This window comes from Saccharopolyspora erythraea, assembly GCF_018141105.1.
GTDB lineage: Bacteria > Actinomycetota > Actinomycetes > Mycobacteriales > Pseudonocardiaceae > Saccharopolyspora_D > Saccharopolyspora_D erythraea_A.
This window is the reverse complement of sequence record NZ_CP054839.1, coordinates 6,535,488-6,555,003: the sequence shown is the minus strand read 5'-3', so window position 1 is coordinate 6,555,003 and position 19,516 is coordinate 6,535,488. Positions and strand designations below refer to the sequence as shown.

The following is a 19,516-nucleotide window of genomic DNA, read 5'->3' as shown; positions in this document are numbered from 1 at the left end:
CCCGGCGTGGCGCGACGACCGCACGTGATCGGTTTGTCACTATCTGCGCATGAGGTTCAGCAGACTGCGTTCCCGGGACAAGGAGCGTCTGCCCGGCGTCGTCGGGATCGCCAGGGTCGAGCGCAGGCCGGGTGATCTGCTGCGGCGCGTCAGCGCCGGCGACATCGCCATCCTGGACCAGCCGGATCTCGACCGGCGAACCGCCGAGGCGTTGGTCGCCGCGGAGGTCGTCGGAGTCGTGAACGCCTCGCCCTCGATCTCCGGTCGGTTTCCCAACCTCGGCCCGGAAGTCCTGCTCTCCGCCGGTGTCACGCTCGTCGACGGAGCGGGGAGCGCGATCATGCACCGCCTGCGCGACGGCTCGCGCATCCGGCTGCACGAGGGCGGGGTCTTCGTCGGTGACCGGGAGGTCGGCCGCGGAAACGAACAGGACGCCGACTCGGTCGCCGACCACATGATCGAGGCCAAGGCGGGGATGGCCGCGCAGCTCGAGGCGTTCTCTGCCAACACCATCGAGTTCCTCCGCAAGGAGCGGATGCTGATCCTGGACGGCATCGGCGTTCCGGATCTGACCGTTGCGATGGAGCAGCGCCACGTGCTGGTGCTCGCTCCCGGGCACGGCCACGCCGAGGAGTTCAAGCGGATCAGGCGTTACGTCCGGGAGTACCGGCCCGTGCTGATCGGTGTCGAGCGCGCCGCTGACACGTTGCGCGCGCTGGGCTACCGCCCCGAAGTCATCGTCGGCGACCCCGCCGACATCGGCACCGAAACCCTGAAGTGCGGTGCGGAGGTCGTGATCCCTGCGCATATCGACGGTCACGCTCCCGGGCTCGAACGGATACAGGACCTGGGCATCGGGGCGGTGACCTTCCCCGCGGCGGGAAACCCGGAGGACCTCGCACTGCTGCTGGCCGAGTCGCACCGCGCGAGCCTGGTGGTCACCGTCGGGTTCCAGGCGACGCTGCACGAGTTCCTCGACCGCGGGCGCTCCGGCTCCAACCCCTCCACGTTCCTGACCCGGCTGCGACTCGGAGGCAAGGTCGTGGACGGCACCGCGCTGACCACCCTGCAACGCAGCAGGACGCCGGTCAGCGCGGTGCTGCTCCTGGCGGTGGCAGCGCTGGCGGCGACGTTCATCGCCCTTGTGGCTTCCGGGCTCGGCTCTTCGTACTTCGACGTTTTCGCCGACACCGGCGACGCCGTCTTCGCATACTTCAAGGGGCTTTTCACGTGATCTCGCTGCGATACCACATCGTGTCGGTCGCCGCCGTGTTCCTCGCGCTCGCACTGGGGGTCGTGCTCGGCTCCACCTCGGTCAGCGAACGCCTGCTCTCCAGCGTGGTGACCGACCGGGACTCGCTGAACGGCCAAGCCGCACAGCTGCGCGCCGAGCGGGACGCGCTCAGAGCGCAGATCGAGGGAGCCGACCGGTTCGGACGGGCGATCGGTCCCGCGGCGGTGCGGGGCCAATTGAACGGGCGAACGGTCGTGCTGATCAGCGACCACCGGGTGGACCCGGCGGATCGGGACGCTCTCAAGGAGCTGCTTTCGGCCGCCGGAGCGACCGTGACCGGCGAACTGCAGCTCACCGACGGTGTCACGGATCCGTACCGAGCGGACCAGCTCCGCCAGGTGGTGACCGAACTGCTGCCCACCGGCGTGCAGGTTCCCGCCTCGGCGGACCCGGGAACGCTCGCAGGCGGACTGCTGGGGCCCGTCAGCCTGCTCGACCCGAGGAGCGGCCAACCCCACGCCTCCGGGGAAGAGCGGACGGCCGCGCTCGCCGGGCTCACGGCAGGTGGCTTCGCCCACGTCGTTCAGGACGTGAAGCCGGCGCAGGCGGCGGTGGTGCTGACCCGTGCGCGCGTGGAGGACGAGTCCGCCGGAGCACGCTCGGCGATCCTGGCGAGACTGGCCACCCAGCTCGACCGATCCGGTTCCGGAGCCGTCCTCGCCGGAACCGCGGGTTCGGCCGACGGCAGCGGACCGGTCGGCATCGTGCGGGCCGACAACTCCATCGCGTCGTTGGTGTCCACCGTGGACAACACCGAAACTGCCGCAGGCCGCGTCGCCGTGATCATGGCGCTGCGGGAGCAGTTCGACCGCCAGTCCGGTCACTACGGCAGCGCGGGCAACGCCCAGGGGCCGTTGCCCGGTTCGCGAGGCTGACCCGGGACGCGCCCGGTAGCCGGATCCTCTGCCCGCCCACCGCGGTCGACGGTGGGCGGGCAGAGGCGTGCCGGGCGGTGTGTTCGGGGCGTGCCCGCCCGGCCATGGGATCCGGCGCTCACGGGGGAGGGGGCCTGCGCCGGATCGTGGTCCGAGGTCCATGCAACAGATGATCCACGGGAATTATTCGATCTGGTCAGATTCTTCAAACAATCATTCGAACAGGTGGTATTCCTGGACTGCTGATCTGTGGCTCGGGAAGGTGGAGTCATGACATCGACCTCCGCCTCCACCCCCGCCTCCGCCCCCACCACTGCCACCTCTGCCGCCGCTGTCCACGTCCCTGACGAGGTGGCCATCTCCTCGCCGGGGGTCGCGCCCACGCCAGGGGCGAGACCGGTGAGCCCGACACTGCGTCGCCGCGTCCTCGCGTCCGAAATCAAGCGACTCCGCTTGTCGGCCGGTCTCACCCACGTCGACGTCGCCAACCGCCTCGGTTGGCAACAGGGCAAGGTCAGCAAGATCGAGAGCGCCAAACAGGGCGTGGGAATCGACGCCGTGATCGCTCTGGCCGAAGTGTGCGATGCGACCCCGCAGCAGCGGGACCGGCTGGTGGGGCTCGCACGTGAGGCCCGTGCACGAGGTTGGTGGGAGGGCTACGCCGACGTGCTGCCTCCCGAACGCAAGGTGTACGTGGGTCTCGAGGCGGAAGCGGACGTGATCCGCGGTTTCGCAGCCGAACTGATCCCGGACCTGTTCCAGACCCGCGACTACGCGGAGTCGGCGATGGGACGCGGTGCCTCGGCTCAGGGCTCGACACTTGAACGAAGACTCGAGCTGCTCCTGCAGCGCCAGCAGCACGTGCTCGAGGACCGCGAGACCGAGTTCGACTTCGTGCTCTCGGAGTCGGCGCTGCACCGCGCTTCAGGGGTGGCGCAGCAGCTCAGGAGGCTCTCGGAGATAGTCGCTCGCCCGGAGGTGCGGCTCCGGGTCCTCCCGTTCTCGGCCGGGGCGGTGCCGGTCGAGGCACCGTTCTCGATCCTCGAGTTCAGGCAGAACGTGCATCCCGACATCGTGTTCGTGACCGGGCGCGTCGACTGCGTCTACTTCGAGGAGGCTCCGGAGGTGGCGGCGTACCGCGAGGCGCTGACCGAACTGGAGTCGCTGTCGATGACGCGCGAGGATTCGGCGGCGTTCGTCGAGGAGGTGGTGGGCCGGGGCGCGAGCTGACGCACGGGCGTGCGGGTGTCGACCGTCACCAGGCGCGAGTACGAGGGGCCGGCCAGGCCGTGCACGCGCGGTACCCGGGGCAATGGACCCGGATGGCGGTTGACCTGCCGCATCCAGCGGGCCCGGCAGCGCCGGGGCTTGGTGCGACCCGACGCGGCCGTGCGATAGGCTGGAATTCCGTGGGAGCGACGGATCCAGCCGTCCTGCCAGCGCAGAACATCAGCCCGGCGACGGCTTGACCACGGGGAGCTTTCTTGGTGCCGCAAGCACGCACGATCAAGCACGTGTTCGTCACAGGGGGCGTGGCCTCCTCTTTGGGTAAGGGGCTCACGGCGTCAAGCCTGGGCGAGCTGCTGACTTCCCGCGGGCTGCGGGTGACCATGCAGAAGCTCGACCCCTACCTCAACGTGGACCCCGGAACGATGAACCCGTTCCAGCACGGTGAGGTCTTCGTGACCGAGGACGGCGCGGAAACCGACCTCGACATCGGCCACTACGAGCGGTTCCTGGACCGCGACCTGACCCGCAACGCCAACGTCACGACCGGCCAGGTCTACTCCGCGGTCATCGCGAAGGAACGCCGCGGCGAGTACCTCGGCGACACGGTGCAGGTGATCCCGCACATCACCGACCAGATCAAGGCGCGGATCCGGGTGATGGCCGAGCCGGACGAGGACGGCCGCACGCCGGACGTGGTCATCACCGAGGTCGGCGGCACGGTCGGCGACATCGAGTCGCTGCCGTTCCTGGAGGCGTGCAGGCAGGTCCGCCACGACGTCGGCCGGGACAACTGCTTCTTCCTGCACGTCTCGCTCGTGCCCTACCTCGCGCCTTCCGGTGAGCTGAAGACCAAGCCGACCCAGCACTCGGTGGCGGCGCTGCGCAACATCGGTATCCAGCCCGACGCGCTGGTGTGCCGGGCCGACCGGGAGCTGCCCGAGGACCTCAAGCGCAAGATCGCGCTCATGTGCGACGTCGACTCCGACGGTGTCGTCGCCTGCCCGGACGCGCCGTCGATCTACGACATCCCGCGCGTGCTGCACAGCGAGGGCCTCGACGCGTACCTCGTGCGCCGCTTGGGCCTGCCGTTCCGCGACGTGGACTGGTCGGTGTGGGGCGACCTGCTCGACCGCGTGCACAAGCCGTCCGAGCGGGTGCGCATCGCCCTGGTGGGCAAGTACGTGGACCTGCCGGACGCCTACCTCTCGGTGACCGAGGCGCTGCGCGCGGGCGGGTTCGCCCACCGCGCCAAGGTCGAGATCGCGTGGGTGCCCTCCGACACGTGTGAGACCGAGTCCGGCGCGGCGCACGCCTTGTCGGGCATGGACGGCGTGCTGATCCCCGGCGGCTTCGGCGTCCGGGGCATCGAGGGCAAGCTCGGTGCGATCCGCTACGCCCGCACCAACGGGATCCCCACGCTGGGCCTGTGCCTCGGCCTGCAGTGCATGGTGATCGAGACCGCGCGTGCGCTGGCCGGGTTGGAGCGGGCGAACTCGACCGAGTTCGAGGAGCCGTGCCAGCACCCGGTGATCAGCACCATGGCCGACCAGCACGACGTGATCTCCGGTGACCGGGACATGGGTGGCACCATGCGGCTCGGTTCGTACCCGGCGAAGCTGGTGCCCGGCTCCGTGGTCGCCGAGGCATACGGCGAGGCCGAGGTGGCCGAGCGGCACCGCCACCGCTACGAGGTGAACAACTCCTACCGGGACCGCCTGAGCAAGGCCGGGCTGGTGTTCTCGGGTACGTCGCCGGACGGCCGGCTCGTCGAGTTCGTCGAGCTGCCCCGCGAGCAGCACCCGTTCTTCGTCGGTACGCAGGCGCACCCGGAGCTCAAGAGCAGGCCGACCCGCCCGCACCCGCTGTTCGCGGCGTTCGTCAACGCCGCGCTGGAGTACCGGGCCGCGGAGCGGCTGCCGGTGGACATCTCCGACAGCGTTCAGGAGTCCACCGCGAGCGTGTAGCTGCGGCGAACGCGTTGGGCGGCTCGGGATCGCAGGTGGTCCCGAGCCGCCCGTTTTCTCGGCCTGGTCTGGGGCGGACGTGGCCGGTGACGTCTGGGTGCGCGGCGCGGGCTGAGGTGGCTGGTGTGGTGTCGGCGAGGAGGCTGATGCGATGTCGGCTGGGGTGTGACCTCGGACCGGGCTGAGTTGGGCTGGGGTGAGTTGGCGTGCGGTGGGTGGGCATGCGGTGGCCACCGGGCCATTCCGGGCATGTCGTGTCGACGGGGGAGCGTGCTCAGAAGCCGCGCGGCTTGAGGGGTGCTGAAAGTTGGCACTAGCGCCTGAGTAGGGATCTTTCCAGTGCCTGGTGCGTACGGGACTGGTGAATTGCCGATCTGCGGTGCACGCAACTTGCTTGCGCGCGGTATGCCGATTTTGTTGGCGGACGGAGGTATGGCGTCGGAGCTGTGCCGGAGATGCCGGGAATGACGTGGCCGTTTTCATCGGACTCCGGTCAACTGTGAATCGATCTTGACCAGGGTGTGATGGGCTCGTTTGCAGAGCGAAATCAGCAGTGAGGTGGCTATCGCGTCGAGCGGGAAGCGCTGATTGCAGTGGGTGGAGGGCTGGCAGGAGCCTCATGCGTGCCCGCTGCTCGGGCACCGCAAGCGGCCCTGTGGGGAGGCAGCGGTGCCGGGGAGAGGCGGCGGCCCGGGCGAGATGGCGGTGCCGGGACGAGATGGCGGCACGGGGAGAGACGGCGGCCATGGGGAGTGATGGCGAACTGGACAGGGCGAACGCCGCTTCGGTCCCGGGAGCCGGAGGGCGGACGCCGCTTCGGTCCCGTCTGCTGCCGGAGTTCGGTCCGGTGTGGTCTCGCGGTCGGCCTTTTCGATGATCAGGCTCTAGGGTGGGCCGGGTGAGCACGAGCGACGCTGCAGACGCAGGTGGTATCAAGCGCACCAACGGCGAGCACGAGTTCGCCACGCTGGACAGCTCCGATGTGTACGTGGGGAAGATCCTCGCCCTGCGCAAGGACGAGGTCTCCATGCCGGGCGGCGGGCGGGCGCGCCGCGAGGTCGTCGAGCACCTGGGCGCGGTGGCGGTGGTCGCGGTCGACGCCTACGACCAGGTCGTGCTGATCCACCAGTACCGCTATCCGCTGGGCCGCCGCCTGTGGGAGCTGCCCGCCGGACTGCTCGACGTCAAGGGTGAGGACCCGCAGCGCACGGCGCAGCGGGAGCTGGTGGAAGAGGTCGGCCTCGCCGCCGACGACTGGTCGGTCCTGGCGGACATCGCCTCCTCGCCCGGTTTCACCGACCAGTCCGAGCGGGTGTTCCTGGCCCGCGGCCTGTCCGAAGTGGAACGCCCGGCCGCGGTCGGGGACGAGGAAGCCGACCTGGTGATTCGCCGCTTCCCGCTGGAGGAGGCGATACGGATGGTCTTCGCAGGCGAGATCGTCAACGCGCCCGCCGTCTCGGGTCTGCTCGCGGCTCAGGCTGTGCTGGACGGACGTGCGGAGGCCAGACCTGCAGACGCACCGTGGCAGGATCGCCCCCGGCGCCTGGCCGCACGTGACGAGCGGTGAAGTCCTTCGACGACCTGCCGTCGGAGCTCTCCAGCGTGTTCAGCGGCTACCTGAACCACCTCGCGGTGGAGCGGGGCACCGCCCGCAGCACCCTGGACTCCTACGCCCGCGATCTGCGCCGCTACGCCGACCACCTGCTCGAGTCAGGCGTTCGCGCGCTCGGTGAGGTCCGCTCGACGCACCTGTCCGCCTTCCTCGCCGAGCTGCGTGAAGGCGGCCCCGAGCGGCCCGCGCTGGCGCAGTCGTCGGCCGCGCGAGCGCTGATCGCGGCACGCGGCCTGCACCGCTTCGCCCACGCCGAAGGAGTCGTCGACGCCGACGTGGCCAGGGAGATCTCGCCGCCGAGCCCGCCGAAGCGACTGCCGAAGGCGCTGCCGGTCGCCGACGTGCTGCGCCTGCTGGACAACACCGGTGGTGAGGACGTCCGTGGTCTTCGAGACCGGGCTCTGCTGGAACTGCTGTACTCCTCCGGGGCCCGGATCTCCGAGGCGGTAGGGCTCGACGTCGACGACGTCGACGAAGCCGAACGCACGGTCCTGCTCGACGGCAAGGGCGGCCGCCAGCGCCTCGTGCCGGTGGGCCGCCCCGCTCTGGCGGCGCTCGGGGCCTACCTGGTGCGGGCCAGACCGGTGCTCGCGGGCCGCGGACGGGGCAGCTCCGCGGTTTTCCTCAACTCCCGCGGGACCCGCCTGTCCCGCCAGAGCGCGTGGAACGCGTTGAAATCCGCGGCCGAGCGAGCGGGTATCGGCAGCGGTGTTTCGCCTCACGTCCTGCGGCATTCGTTCGCCACCCATCTGCTCGAAGGCGGCGCCGACGTGCGCGTCGTGCAGGAACTGCTGGGCCACGCCTCGGTCACGACGACCCAGGTCTACACCCTGATCACGGTCAACACGCTGCGCGAGATCCACGCGACCGCGCACCCCCGCGCCCGGCATTGATCACCGCGTGATCGCCCGCGGGTTTTCGATGTGATTCCGCGACATGCGGGACGGCGCGTGACAGGGTAGAAGAAGATCTCAGGAACGCTGAACGCATTTCCGACATGTCGGCGAGGCACGTTGCCGCTGGTCGTTAATGCCGCTTAGGCTGCGATTGATCGCCGCCGGTACAGAAGGAGTCAGATCGCCATGTCGACACCGCAACCCTCCGCCGACGGGCGGTCCCGGGGCGCTGTCGACCTGAGCATCGCCCCGCACAAGCCCGACACCACCGACGACGAGATCGACATCTCGCCGGAAGCCTCCCGGGGCGTCGGCCCGACCGGCCGGCCACTCCGGCACATTCCCGAGCCGCCGATGCTGGACCGGCACGGTCCCGCCTCGGTGCTGGCGATGTGCAACCAGAAGGGTGGGGTCGGAAAGACCACGTCGACGATCAACCTGGGAGCCTCCCTGGCGGAGTTCGGACGCCGGGTGCTGCTGGTGGACTTCGACCCGCAGGGCGCGCTTTCGGTCGGCCTCGGCGTGCACCCCCACCAGCTCGACCAGACGATCTACAACGTGATCATGGAGCGGTCGGTCGACGTCCACGACGTGGTGATGCGCACCACGGTCGAGGGCATGGACCTGCTGCCGAGCAACATCGACCTGTCGGCCGCCGAGGTGCAGCTGGTCGCCGAGGTGGGCCGGGAGCAGACGCTGGGCAGGGTGCTGGGCCCGGCGCTGGCCGACTACGACTACGTGCTGGTGGACTGCCAGCCCTCGCTCGGCCTGCTCACGGTGAACGCGCTGGCCGCCGCCGACGGGGTGATCATCCCGCTGGAGTGCGAGTTCTTCAGCCTCCGCGGGGTCGCGCTGCTGATCGACACCATCGAGAAGGTCCGGGAACGGCTGAACCCCAAGTTGGAGATCAGCGGCATCCTTGCGACGATGTTCGACCCACGCACCCTGCACTCCCGCGAGGTCATGGCCAGGGTGGTAGAAGCATTCGGGGACATCGTGTTCGACAGCGTCATCAACCGCACCGTCCGCTTCCCGGAGACCACGGTCGCCGGCGAGCCGATCACGCGCTGGGCACCGCGCTCGGCCGGCGCGCGGGCCTACCGGGCGCTCGCCCGCGAGGTGATCGCCCGCGAGGTGATGGCTCGATGACCACGGGACGAACTGCTCCACGGTCGTGCCGCCGAGTGACGGGAGCGACAGCGTGACCCGCCGCGCCGCGCTGCCCGGTGCTGCCGAACTGTTCCGGACGACGGTTCGGCCCGCGGAACCGCCGGTCACCGATACCGGACGGGTGGGCTCCGGTCGCAGCAAGCACGACTCGAAGATCACCGTGTACGTCTCTGCCGAGGAGCTGGTCGGACTGGAGCAGGCCCGGCTCGCGCTGCGCGCCGAGCACGGCGTCGCCGTAGACCGCGGCCGGATCGTGCGCGAGGCCATAGCCGTGCTGCTGGCTGATCTGGACGAACGCGGCTCCGACTCGATCCTGGTACGAAGGCTGCGTCGGGAGCACTCCGCGTGACCGCTTCCGCTGTCCCGGACGAGGCATCCGACCCGGCCGAGCAGCAAGGTGGCGGCAGCAGCCGGTTCACCGTGCGGCTCGAGAACTTCGAGGGTCCCTTCGACCTGCTGCTCCAGCTGATCTCGCAGCACCAGCTCGATGTCACCGAGGTCGCGCTGCACAAGGTGACCGACGAGTTCATCGCCTACACCAAGGCGCTGGGCGAGCACTGGGACCTCGACGAGACCACCGAGTTCCTGGTGGTCGCCGCGACGCTGCTCGACTTGAAGGCGGCGCGGTTGCTTCCCGCTGCCGATGTCGAGGACGAGGAGGACCTGGCGCTGCTGGAAGCCAGGGACCTGCTGTTCGCGCGGCTGCTGCAGTACCGCGCGTACAAGCAGGTGGCCGCCCTGTTCGGCGAGCTCGAAGCAGGGGCGCTGCGGCGGTATCCGCGCTCGGTGGCGCTGGATCCCAGGTTCGAAGGGCTGCTCCCCGAGGTCATGATCGGGGTCGGGCCGGAGCGGTTCGCCGAGGTCGCCGCCGCGGTGTTCCGGCCGAAACCACCGCCGACCGTCTCGCTGGACCACATCCACCAGCACCAGGTCTCGGTCCGGGAACACGCCGCGCTGCTGCGGGTCCGCCTGGCCGAGAAGGGCTCGCTGACCTTTGCCGAGCTGGTGTCCGACTGCGGCCACACCGTCGAGATCGTCGCCCGCTTCCTGGCCCTGCTGGAGCTGTTCCGGGAGACCGTCATCCTGTTCGAGCAGGAGAGCCCGCTCGGCGATCTGTCGGTGCGGTGGGTCGGCGGCAGCGTGGCCAAGGCGCAGGCCGACGCGGAGGCGGCGCGGGCCAGCCAGGAGGAAGAGGAGTACGGGTGAGCGAGCGAGGCGGAGCCGAGCACGAGGGCGCGGCGCCCGAGGCCGGGCCCGCAGGGCCGGCCGGGCCCTTCCCGGCGGAGCCGGGGCCCGCGGCGACGGAGTCGCCCTCGGACGCGGCCGTCCCGGCGGAGCCGGACGGCGGCGAGGCGGAGCCGTCGGCCGCCGACGGGTCGGCGGAGCACGGCGGAGCGGCCGCGCCGCCGGAGGCGGCGGCCGACGCAGCCGGGACGCCGACGGCGCAGCCGGGCGGAGCGGCGGAGCGCGGCGACGGCGGAGCCGCGTCCGCGGAGGCAGCGCCTGCCGAAGGCGGCGCGGTTTCCGACGCGGTCGAGGACTTGCTGGCCGCGACGCACGCACCTGCCGAGGCGTCCTCAAAGGCTTCCGTGGCGGTCGAGGACGGTTCTGCCGAGTCGGGCCCGGAACCCGGGGCGGCGTCCGCGGTGGTCGCCGAAGTGCTCGCTGCGGAGACGCCTGACGCCGAAACAGGGGACGACACCGCTGCGGATGATGGTGGTGCCGCGGACGCAGGGGCCGAGGACGGAACGGACGCGGTCGAGACGAACGCCGCGCCGGACCTCAGTTCCGACGACGAGCTCGACGCCGCCCTGGAGGCGCTCCTGCTCGTGGTCGACGTCCCCGCCGGGGAGGAACTGCTGGCGAGCACGCTCGACCAGCCCGTCGCCCGCATCCGGGACGCCCTGCGGCGGCTGTCGGACGGCTACGCCGACGCCAGGCGCGGCATCGACCTGCGCCGGGTCGGCGACGGCTGGCGCTTCTACACCCGCGAGACCTACGCGCCCTACGTCGAGCGCTACCTGCTGGACGGGCAGCGGGCCAAGCTGACCAGGGCGGCGCTGGAGACCCTCGCCGTGATCGCCTACCGTCAACCGGTCACGCGGTCCCGGGTCGCGGCGGTACGCGGTGTGAACGTCGACGGCGTCATCCGTACCCTTGTGGGGCGCGGCCTTATCGAAGAGGCCGGAAACGACCCGGAGACCGGCGGCATCCTCTACTGCACGACCGAGCTGTTCCTGGAACGGCTCGGCCTGTCCTCGCTGAAGGATCTGCCGCCGCTGGCCCCCCTGTTGCCCGAAGTGGATGCGATCGACGATGTCTGAACACCGTTCCCCGACCAACTCGCCCAGCGCTGAAGGCGTCCGGCTGCAGAAGGTGCTCTCCCAGGCCGGGGTGGCCTCGCGGCGCGCGGCGGAGCAGATGATCGTCGAGGGGCGTGTCGAGGTCAACGGCGAGATCGTCCTGGAGCTGGGCACCCGGGTCGACCCGGACACCGCGGTCATCCACGTCGACGGCAACCGGATCATGGTCAACGCGGACCTGACGCACCTGCTGCTCAACAAGCCCAAGGGCATCCTCTGCACGATGTCCGACGACCAGGGCAGGCCGTGCATCGGCGACTACCTGCGCGAGCGGCAGGGAAGGCTCTACCACGTCGGCAGGCTGGACGTCGACAGCGAGGGCCTGCTGCTGATCACCAACGACGGTGAGCTGGCGCACCGGCTGATGCACCCGTCGTACCGGATCCTCAAGACCTACCTCGCCGAGGTCCCCGGCCCGATCGCGAAGGGCCTGGGTCGCGAGCTGCGCAACGGCATCGAGCTGGAGGACGGTCCGGTCAAGGTCGACTCGTTCAGGGTGATCGACGTCAACGAGGGCCGCGCTCTCGTCGAGGTCGTGCTGCACGAGGGCCGCAAGCACGTGGTGCGGCGGCTGCTGAAGCAGGTCGGCCACCCGGTGGAGCGGCTGGTCCGCACCGCCGTGGGCGACGTGCGGCTGACCACCGAGCGCCAGGGCGCGATCAGGCCGCTCGACCGCAAGGAGATCAGCTCGCTGTACCGCGCTGTCGGGCTCTGAGCGCGGAAGTACCTAACGACTCGTACTGTGGCGGTCCGTGCCGCCTGGCGTCTGTAACGCTAGTGGTTTCAGTGTGAGTCGAAATCAATGCCTGTCGGTGAACCGTGGCCATCAAGCGTCCAGAGACCAGCAGGGATGCGCAGGGCCAGACAGCGGGTTCGGGTAGGCGCGACGTGTCAGAGCGCTGGTACGGGCAAGCGGCGGCGTAATGGCGCTGGCCGGAGAGTTGGCGGGGTAGCGAAGCGCCGGTAAGAGCTGGGCGCGGGGCGAAGCTGAGCGCCAGGTCAGTGCTGGACGCGGCGTCAGTGCTGGACGTCGGAGTCTGCGCGCTGGACGTCGGGGTCTGCGCTGGACGTCGGGTCAGTGCTGGGGGCCGGGTCCATGCTGGGCGTCGGGTCAGTGCTGGGCGCGGGGTCAGGACCGGGCGCCGGGCGGCGGACCTGGACGTCGGAGCCGGAGTTGGGCGCAGGAGGTGAGACCTGGGCGGCGGGGCGCTGCATGAGGCGGCGGGCGACCGGCTCGACGAACCGCGCGGCCATCGGTCCGATCACCGCCATGAGCAGGACGTAGGTCGTGGCCAGCGCCGCGAGGTCGTCGGTGACCGCGCCGCTGGCGACGGCCAGCCCGGCGATGACGATCGAGAACTCGCCGCGCGCCACCAGGGCGGCGCCGGCCCGGGCCCGGCCGAGCTTGCCGACGCCCTGCATCCCGGCCGCGACCCAGCCGGTGGCGACCTTGGTCACGCTGGTCGCCACCGCCAGCAGCATCGCGGGCAGCAGCACCGGCGGAATGGCCGTCGGGTCGGTGTTGAGGCCGAACACCACGAAGAACATCGCCGCGAACAGGTCGCGCAGGGGCTCCAGGATGCGCGTGGCGTTGGTGGCGGTCGAGCCGGAGATCGCGATGCCGAGCAGGAAAGCGCCGACCGCGGCCGAGACCTGCAGTTCGGAGGCGATCCCGGCGACCAGCAGCGCGGCACCGAGCAGCCGGAGCAGGAACACCTCCGGGTTGGGGCTGTCGACCAGCGCGGAGACGTAGCGCCCGAAGCGCAGCGCGATGATCAGCACCACCGTGATCACGACCAGGGAGATGCCGACGGCGGTGAGTCCGCCGAAGAAGGTCACCCCGGCCAGCACGGCGGTCAGGATCGGCAGGTACACCGCCATCGCCAGGTCCTCGAAGACCAGGATCGACAGGATCACCGGTGTCTCCCGGTTGCCCAGCCTGCCGAGGTCGCCGAGCACCTTGGCCACGATGCCCGAGGACGAGATGTAGGTGACGCCGGCCATCGTCAACGCCCCGACCGTCCCCCAGCCCAGCATCAGCGCGACGATGACGCCGGGTGCGGCGTTGAGAACCAGGTCGACGAGTCCGGCCAGCCACGAGCGGCGCAGGCCGGTGACGAGCTCGCCCGCCGAGTACTCCAGCCCGAGCAGCAGCAACAGCAGCACCACGCCGATCTCGGAGGCGAGGTGGGTGAACGGTTCGATGCCGTGCAGCGGGATGAGGCCACCGGTGCCGAAGGCGAGACCGCCGAGGAGGTAGAGCGGGATCGGCGAGATGCCGATCTTCCACGCGAGCCTGCCCAGCACTCCCAGTCCGAAGAACACCGCTCCCAGCTCGATGAGCGACAAAGCTGTGTCGTGCAACGGTGTTTCCCCTCACCTGGTCAATGCGTGTGCAGTTGTCGTGGTGCCAGGCCGGACCCGCGCACGTCGGCATGAGCCCGGGTGCCCGGGCTCATCCGATCCCTGATCGGCCGTGCCGGCGCGAGATCAGCCCTTGTCGAGGATCTCGGTGGCCGCCCGCAGGCCGGCCGCGGTGCCCACTGCGACGACCAGGTCACCGCCGGCGAACTCGAAGTCCGGCCGGGGTGAGGGGTGCACGGTGCCGCCGCGGACCACGGCGACGATCGAAGTGCTGGTGCGGGTGCGCATCTCGGTGTCACCGAGGGCGCGGCCGTCGTATGGCGAGCCGGGGGCCACCGGCAGCTGCCGGGTGGTGATCCCCGCCACCTCGCGCTGCTGCTCGGTGAGCTGGGCGACGAGGTGGGGCGCGCCGAGCAGGTTGGCCAGCGCGCTGGTCTCCTCGACGGTGAGGTCGACCGACGTCGCCACCTTGTCCGGGTCGCCGTGGTTGCAGACGATCAGTTCGAACCGGCCGTCCCGGTAGGAGATAACGCCGATGCGGTGACCGGAGCGGGTCGTGAAGTCCTGCTGCGTCCCCAGCCCCGGCAACGGGGTCACTGTCACGTCCACACCGCCGACCCTAGTACAGGCGTTCGGGGCGGCGGCACCGCCGATCCGGACGCGATTGGGGTGCCCGCGTGCCGAACAGGCAGAATGGATTGTCGGTCGCGGTGGGTATCCACCGCCGATGTCGGTACGAAGGAGGACAGGCGACGTGGCACACGCCAGGTTGCGCGGTGTGGTGGCCCTCGACGGCCCGTCGGGCACCGGCAAGTCGACGGTGGCCCGCAAGCTGGCGGCTGAGCTGGGTGCGACGTACCTGGACACCGGTGCGATGTACCGGGCGGTGACGCTCGGCGTGCTGCGGGCCGGGGTGGCCCAGGACGATCCCGCCGGGGTCGAGCGGATCGCCGCCGCCGCGAAGCTGGAGATGGGCACCGACCCGCTGGCGCCCGCGGTCTTCCTGGACGGTGCCGATGTGGCCGCGGAGATCCGCGGGCCGGAAGTGACCGGTGCGGTTTCGGCGGTTTCGGCGGTGGATGCGGTGCGCGAGTTGCTGGTGGAGCAGCAGCGCGGGCTGATCCGCGAGGCGCTGTCGGCGCCGGGAGGCATCGTGGTCGAGGGCCGCGACATCGGCACGGTCGTGGCACCGGATGCCGGGCTGAAGGTGTTCCTGACCGCTTCGTCGCACGCCCGCGCGCAGCGGCGCACGGCGCAGGACACCGCGGAGGGCCGTGTGAGCGACCTGGAGCGGACCCACGCCGACGTGCAGCGCCGGGACGCGCTGGACTCCGGGCGCCGGACCTCGCCGTTGCGGCGTGCCCACGACGCGCTCGAACTGGACACCACTGAGCTGGACGTGGCGGCCGTGCTGGGGCGGCTGCTCGAACTGGTCGAGAGCCGGGGCCTGCTCGCGGGAATGGAACGGACGTCGCGGTGAACTCGATGGGAAGCGGCCCGGCGCCGCAGGGCGGTCGGGCACCGGAGCGGGAGCGTGGCGACACGCTGCCCGACGGTGCTTCGCCGTTCCTGCACCGGTTGGGGCAGTGGATCTCGATCCTGCTCGTGCGCCGCGCGTACCGGGTGCGCATCCACCACGCCGACCGGATTCCGCGCACCGGGCCGGTGGTGCTGGTGGCCAACCACAGTTCGCTGGCCGACGGTCCGCTGCTGTTCGGAATGATCCCGCGCACCGCGGTGTTCCTGATCAAGCACGAGATGTTTCGCGGGCTGCTCGGCTGGTTCCTGCGCAGGATCGGGCAGCTGCCCGTGCGCCGGGGCGAGCCGGACCGCACGCCGCTGCTGGCGGCGGTGCGCGTGTTGCGCGCGGGCGGGCTGGTCGGGGTGTTCCCCGAGGGAACACGTGGCGGTGAGATGGCCACCGCGCAGAACGGGGCGGCATGGCTGGCCCGTTCCTCGGGTGCGGTGCTGGTGCCGGTTGCGTGCCGGGGGACCCGTCGTCCCGAGGGCCGCGGCCGTAGGCTCCTGCCGAGGGTCGACGTGCTGTTCGGGGATCCGGTCGTGCTGCCGGACGCGAAGGGGCGCGCGGGCTTGACCGCGGCGACCGAGCGGGTGCGCACCGAACTGGTCGAGCTGATCGCCGAGTTGGATCGGCTGGTCCCGGCCAAGGACAAGGCTTAGTACTACCGAGAGGAACGAAGCGTGACCGACGAGTCGCTGGAGGGCGGTTCCGGTCTGGACGGCACGTGGTCCGACGAGGCCGAGTGGGCCCAGTTCGACGACGCCGACCTTTCCGATGACGAGAACGCCCCCGTCCCGCAGCCGGTTCTGGCCGTGGTCGGCCGCCCCAACGTGGGCAAGTCGACGCTGGTGAACCGGCTGCTCGGCCGCCGGGAGGCGGTCGTGCAGGACACCCCGGGGGTGACCCGCGACAGGGTGGCCTACGACGCGCTGTGGAACGGCAGGCGCTTCACCGTCGTCGACACCGGCGGCTGGGAGCCCGACGCCAAGGGCCTGCAGGCCGCGGTCGCCGCGCAGGCGGAGATGGCGATGTCCACCGCGGACGCGATCCTGCTGGTCGTGGACGCGCAGGTGGGCGCGACCGCCACCGAGGAGGCCGTGGCGCGGGTGCTGCGCCGCTCGAAGCGGCCGGTGCTGGTGGCGGCGAACAAGGTCGACGACGAGCGGGCGATGGCCGAGGCACACGCGCTGTGGTCGCTGGGTCTGGGCGAGCCGATGCCGGTGAGCGGTCTGCACGGTCGCGGTTCGGGTGACCTGCTCGACAAGATCCTGGCGGTCTTCCCGGACGTGCCGCACGAGGAGTTCGGCAAGACCGGTGGTCCGCGCCGGGTCGCGCTGGTGGGCAAGCCCAACGTGGGCAAGTCGAGCCTGCTCAACCGGTTGACCGGTGAGCTGCGCGCGGTGGTCGACGACGTCGCGGGTACGACCGTCGACCCGGTCGACTCGCTGGTGGAGCTCGACGGTGAGGTGTGGCGGTTCGTCGACACCGCGGGCCTGCGCAAGCGGGTGAAGACCGCCAGCGGTACGGAGTACTACGCCTCGCTGCGCACCAAGGCCGCGATCGAGGCGGCCGAGGTCGCGATCGTGCTGGTCGACGCCTCGCAGCCGCTGACCGAGCAGGACCTGCGGGTGTTCACGATGGTCGTGGAGGCCGGGCGCGCGCTGGTCATCGCCTACAACAAGTGGGACCTGGTCGACGAGGACCGCAGACACCAGCTGGAGAAGGAGATCGACCGCGAGCTGGTGCGGGTCCGGTGGGCCGAGCGGGTGAACGTCTCGGCGCTGACGGGGCGTGCGGTGGGCAAGCTCGCGCCGACGCTGCGTACCGCGCTGAACTCCTGGGACACCCGGATCCCGACCGGGCAGCTCAATTCGTGGCTGTCGGACCTGGTCGCGGCGCACCCGCCGCCGGTGCGCGGCGGCAAGCAGCCGAAGATCCTCTTCGCGACGCAGGCCCATTCGCGTCCGCCGACGGTGGTGCTGTTCACCACCGGGTTCCTCGAGGCGGGCTACCGGCGGTTCCTGGAGCGCAAGTTGCGCGACACCTTCGGGTTCGTGGGCAGTCCGGTGCGGATCTCGGTGCGGGTGCGGGAGCGCAAGGGCCCCAAGAGCGGCCGTCGCTGACCTGCCGTGGCGCCCGCGCCGGGTGGTGCGGGCCCCAGTAGGCTGCTCAAAACCCTCGGAAACAGGGGAGGTGACCGAGGTGCGCGGGGAGACTGCGGGGGCCGCGCAACGTCCGATCCGCCTCGTGCTGGCCGACGACGAGGTCATGTTGCGGCGTGGCCTGCGCGTTCTTCTGGAGCAGGGTGGCCGCATCCGGGTGGTGGCGGAGGCGGGCAACGGCGAGGAACTGCTCGCCGCGGTGCGCGGGCATCGCCCCGACGTGGTGCTGATCGACGTGCAGATGCCGAGCAAGGACGGTTTGAGCGCGCTGCGGGACCTGCGTGCGATGGCAGCTCCGCCGATCGCCGCGGTGCTGACCACTTTCGACCTGGACGACTACGTCGCCGAGGCGTTGCGGTTGGGGGCGAACGGATTCCTGCTCAAGGACGCCGATCCGGCGGTGCTGGTCCGCGCGGTGATCGACCTGGCTGCCGGTGGCGCGGTGCTCGATCCGCGGATCACGGCGCGGCTGCTGCCGCGGTTCCGCAACCTGGGGGACAGCGCCGATGAGGTCCGGCTGGTCCGGACGCTGTCGGCGCGGGAGCGGCAGGTGCTGTTCCTGCTGGCCGACGGACGGTCCAATGCCGACATCGGCGACCGCCTCGGGCTGACCGAGGCGACGGTGAAGAGCTACGTGTCCACTGTGCTCGGCAAGCTGGGTGCGGAGAACCGCGTGCAGGCGGCGTTGATCGCGCAGCGGGTGTCCGGTTGCGGAGACGGCGAGTCGTGGTGAACCGGGCCGGTTCCTGGTGGCGCTTGGCCGTGTCGGAGGTCCTCGCCGTAGGGCTTCCGGCGGTTGCGGTGCTGTTCTCCCACGCCAGTTCGTGGTTCTCGCTGGTGTCGGCGCTGTCGGCGTGCGCGGTGCTGCCGTTGCGGCACCGGTGGCCGAGGCTGGTCGTGGTGCTGTGCGTGCCTGCGTTCGTCGGTGGCCTGGGTTGGGCTCCGGGTGTGGTCGCGCTGTATGCGTTCGGCCGGGCCCGTCCGCACTACCGCTGGCAGGTCGCCGCGCTGCTGGTGGTGCTGGTGGCGGCGGTGGTACCGGTGCTGGTCCAGCAGTCGCTGGGGCCGGCGGCGATCCTGCTGACGGTGAGCTTCGTGCTGTTCGGCGCCGGTGCCCCGGTGGCGTTGGGGGCGTTGGTGACGACCCGTCACCAGCTCACCGACAGCCTGCGGCAGCTGCGTGAGGCGACCGAGGCCGAGCTGGCGGCCAAGGCCGAGACGGCGCGCGCCGAGGAGCGGGCCCGGATCGCTCGGGAGATTCACGACGCGGTCGGTCACCAGGTGACGTTGATCGCGGTGGAGTCGGCGGCGCTCGCGGCCACCAGCGAGGAGCCCGCGACGCAGGAGTCGGCGGGGCGGTTGCGTGCGCTGGCGAAGCAGGCGTTGGACGAGATGCGCACGACACTCGGTCTTGCCGGTGACCGCAACCCCGCGAGCGCGTGCGTGCGCGCGATCCCGGATCTGGTCACCCGCGCCGGAGCCAGCGGTCTCGACGTGCGGTTGGACGTCGAGGTCGACGAGCGCGAGGTGTTCACCCCGGGGGTGGAGCGTGCGGCGTTCCGGGTGGTCCAGGAGGCGCTGACGAACGCCTCGAAGCACGCTCCGGGGGCGCGGGTCGGGGTCCGGGTCGACGTCACCGGGGGCTCTCTGCGGGTTTCGGTGGTCAACTCGGTGGCGGACGGGAAGCCGGTCGACATCGGTTCCGGCGGGTCCGGGTTGGAGGGCCTGTCCGAGCGGGTGCAGATGGCCGGTGGCCGGCTGGACGCCGGACCGGCCGCGGACGGTGGTTTCGAACTGGTGGCGCTGCTGCCGCGCGGACCGCGCTGAGGCGTTCCGGGTATCGATCGGGCTACGTCGATCATCACCCGCAAGCGTGGTGTCGGTGCGTGTTCAACGAGGTCCGAGCGATCTTGGCAAATTCTTAACCTGGGGGAACGGTGCGGGGCATCGGTGATCTGCCGGGTGACGTTACGAGTCGCGGAGGTATCAGAAAAACGAGTCGGCTGCGGTTGAGGGGGCGTGTGTGGCGCGTTGAGAATCGATGGCACGGAAATGGTTCTGGGG

18 protein-coding genes are annotated in these 19,516 nt (G+C 70.7%); 16 read left to right on the top strand and 2 right to left on the bottom strand.

Annotated features, from left to right (window positions below; translation table 11 throughout):
* Nucleotides 1–49: 49 nt before the first annotated feature.
* The 11 genes from steA to HUO13_RS29210 all read left to right on the top strand — a co-directional run bounded on the left by steA (nt 50) and on the right by HUO13_RS29210 (nt 12,119).
* The gene (steA, locus tag HUO13_RS29260; protein ID WP_211898198.1) at nt 50–1,234 is read left to right on the top strand and encodes a putative cytokinetic ring protein SteA; all 1,185 of its coding nucleotides are present in this window, start codon (nt 50–52) and stop codon (nt 1,232–1,234) included.
* Nucleotides 1,231–2,169 carry a copper transporter gene (locus HUO13_RS29255; protein ID WP_211898197.1) on the top strand — a complete coding sequence of 313 codons (939 nt, stop codon included), beginning with the start codon at nt 1,231–1,233 and terminating at the stop codon, nt 2,167–2,169. The genes steA and HUO13_RS29255 overlap by 4 nt, the downstream gene beginning before the upstream one ends.
* Before the next feature lie 270 nt (nt 2,170–2,439).
* Complete coding sequence (locus HUO13_RS29250; protein WP_249124160.1) at nt 2,440–3,399, top strand: helix-turn-helix domain-containing protein; 960 nt, start codon at nt 2,440–2,442, stop codon at nt 3,397–3,399.
* Between the two features lie 257 nt (nt 3,400–3,656).
* Nucleotides 3,657–5,363 carry a CTP synthase gene (locus tag HUO13_RS29245; RefSeq protein ID WP_432757776.1) on the top strand — a complete coding sequence of 569 codons (1,707 nt, stop codon included), beginning with the start codon at nt 3,657–3,659 and terminating at the stop codon, nt 5,361–5,363.
* An 898-nt stretch (nt 5,364–6,261) separates the two neighbouring features.
* Nucleotides 6,262–6,930: an NUDIX domain-containing protein gene (locus HUO13_RS29240; RefSeq protein ID WP_211898195.1), complete on the top strand. Its 669-nt coding sequence runs from the start codon at nt 6,262–6,264 to the stop codon at nt 6,928–6,930.
* Nucleotides 6,927–7,868 carry a site-specific tyrosine recombinase XerD gene (gene xerD / locus HUO13_RS29235; RefSeq protein WP_211898194.1) on the top strand — a complete coding sequence of 314 codons (942 nt, stop codon included), beginning with the start codon at nt 6,927–6,929 and terminating at the stop codon, nt 7,866–7,868. Before HUO13_RS29240 ends, xerD begins: the two co-directional genes overlap by 4 nt.
* A gap of 189 nt (nt 7,869–8,057) precedes the next feature.
* A complete protein-coding gene (locus tag HUO13_RS29230) occupies nt 8,058–9,020 on the top strand; it encodes a ParA family protein (protein ID WP_211898193.1) in 963 nt (320 codons plus the stop codon).
* A gap of 52 nt (nt 9,021–9,072) precedes the next feature.
* On the top strand, nt 9,073–9,390 hold the full coding sequence (locus HUO13_RS29225; protein WP_211898192.1) for a hypothetical protein: 318 nt from the start codon (nt 9,073–9,075) through the stop codon (nt 9,388–9,390).
* Nucleotides 9,387–10,247, top strand: a complete 861-nt coding sequence (locus HUO13_RS29220; RefSeq protein ID WP_211898191.1) for a segregation and condensation protein A — start codon at nt 9,387–9,389, stop codon at nt 10,245–10,247. Before HUO13_RS29225 ends, HUO13_RS29220 begins: the two co-directional genes overlap by 4 nt.
* A 383-nt stretch (nt 10,248–10,630) precedes the next feature.
* Nucleotides 10,631–11,365: an SMC-Scp complex subunit ScpB gene (gene scpB / locus HUO13_RS29215; protein WP_211903238.1), complete on the top strand. Its 735-nt coding sequence runs from the start codon at nt 10,631–10,633 to the stop codon at nt 11,363–11,365.
* Nucleotides 11,358–12,119 carry a pseudouridine synthase gene (locus HUO13_RS29210; protein WP_211898190.1) on the top strand — a complete coding sequence of 254 codons (762 nt, stop codon included), beginning with the start codon at nt 11,358–11,360 and terminating at the stop codon, nt 12,117–12,119. Before scpB ends, HUO13_RS29210 begins: the two co-directional genes overlap by 8 nt.
* A gap of 302 nt (nt 12,120–12,421) precedes the next feature.
* Here HUO13_RS29210 and HUO13_RS29205 read toward each other — a convergent pair whose 3' ends face one another.
* Together HUO13_RS29205 and HUO13_RS29200 are read right to left on the bottom strand one after the other, a co-directional pair.
* Complete coding sequence (locus HUO13_RS29205) at nt 12,422–13,768, bottom strand: cation:proton antiporter (RefSeq protein WP_211898189.1); 1,347 nt, start codon at nt 13,766–13,768, stop codon at nt 12,422–12,424.
* A 126-nt stretch (nt 13,769–13,894) separates the two neighbouring features.
* Complete coding sequence (locus tag HUO13_RS29200) at nt 13,895–14,377, bottom strand: cation:proton antiporter regulatory subunit (RefSeq protein WP_211898188.1); 483 nt, start codon at nt 14,375–14,377, stop codon at nt 13,895–13,897.
* Nucleotides 14,378–14,522: 145 nt separating this feature from the next.
* Here HUO13_RS29200 and cmk point away from each other — a divergent pair, with 145 nt between their 5' ends.
* The 5 genes from cmk (at nt 14,523) to HUO13_RS29175 (ending at nt 19,279) form a co-directional block, all read left to right on the top strand.
* Nucleotides 14,523–15,248, top strand: a complete 726-nt coding sequence (gene cmk / locus HUO13_RS29195; protein ID WP_211898187.1) for a (d)CMP kinase — start codon at nt 14,523–14,525, stop codon at nt 15,246–15,248.
* Nucleotides 15,249–15,253: 5 nt separating this feature from the next.
* Nucleotides 15,254–15,949, top strand: coding sequence for a lysophospholipid acyltransferase family protein (locus HUO13_RS29190; RefSeq protein WP_211898186.1), 696 nt, complete (start codon nt 15,254–15,256; stop codon nt 15,947–15,949).
* Nucleotides 15,950–15,970: 21 nt separating this feature from the next.
* Entirely contained in the window at nt 15,971–17,413 is a 1,443-nt protein-coding gene (gene der / locus HUO13_RS29185; RefSeq protein ID WP_211898185.1) for a ribosome biogenesis GTPase Der, read from the top strand.
* Nucleotides 17,414–17,492: 79 nt separating this feature from the next.
* Entirely contained in the window at nt 17,493–18,185 is a 693-nt protein-coding gene (locus HUO13_RS29180; RefSeq protein ID WP_249124159.1) for a response regulator, read from the top strand.
* A gap of 29 nt (nt 18,186–18,214) precedes the next feature.
* Entirely contained in the window at nt 18,215–19,279 is a 1,065-nt protein-coding gene (locus HUO13_RS29175; RefSeq protein WP_249125184.1) for a sensor histidine kinase, read from the top strand.
* The last annotated feature ends 237 nt before the right edge of the window (nt 19,280–19,516 follow it).

Excerpts from the sequence above, each read along its gene's own strand:
- HUO13_RS29210 (WP_211898190.1), top strand. The coding sequence starts at position 11,358 with ATGTCTGAACACCGTTCCCCGACCAACTCGCCCAGCGCTGAAGGCGTC.
- HUO13_RS29190 (WP_211898186.1), top strand. The coding sequence starts at position 15,254 with ATGGGAAGCGGCCCGGCGCCGCAGGGCGGTCGGGCACCGGAGCGGGAG.
- steA (WP_211898198.1), top strand. The coding sequence starts at position 50 with ATGAGGTTCAGCAGACTGCGTTCCCGGGACAAGGAGCGTCTGCCCGGC.
- HUO13_RS29230 (WP_211898193.1), top strand. The coding sequence starts at position 8,058 with ATGTCGACACCGCAACCCTCCGCCGACGGGCGGTCCCGGGGCGCTGTC.
- HUO13_RS29250 (WP_249124160.1), top strand. The coding sequence starts at position 2,440 with ATGACATCGACCTCCGCCTCCACCCCCGCCTCCGCCCCCACCACTGCC.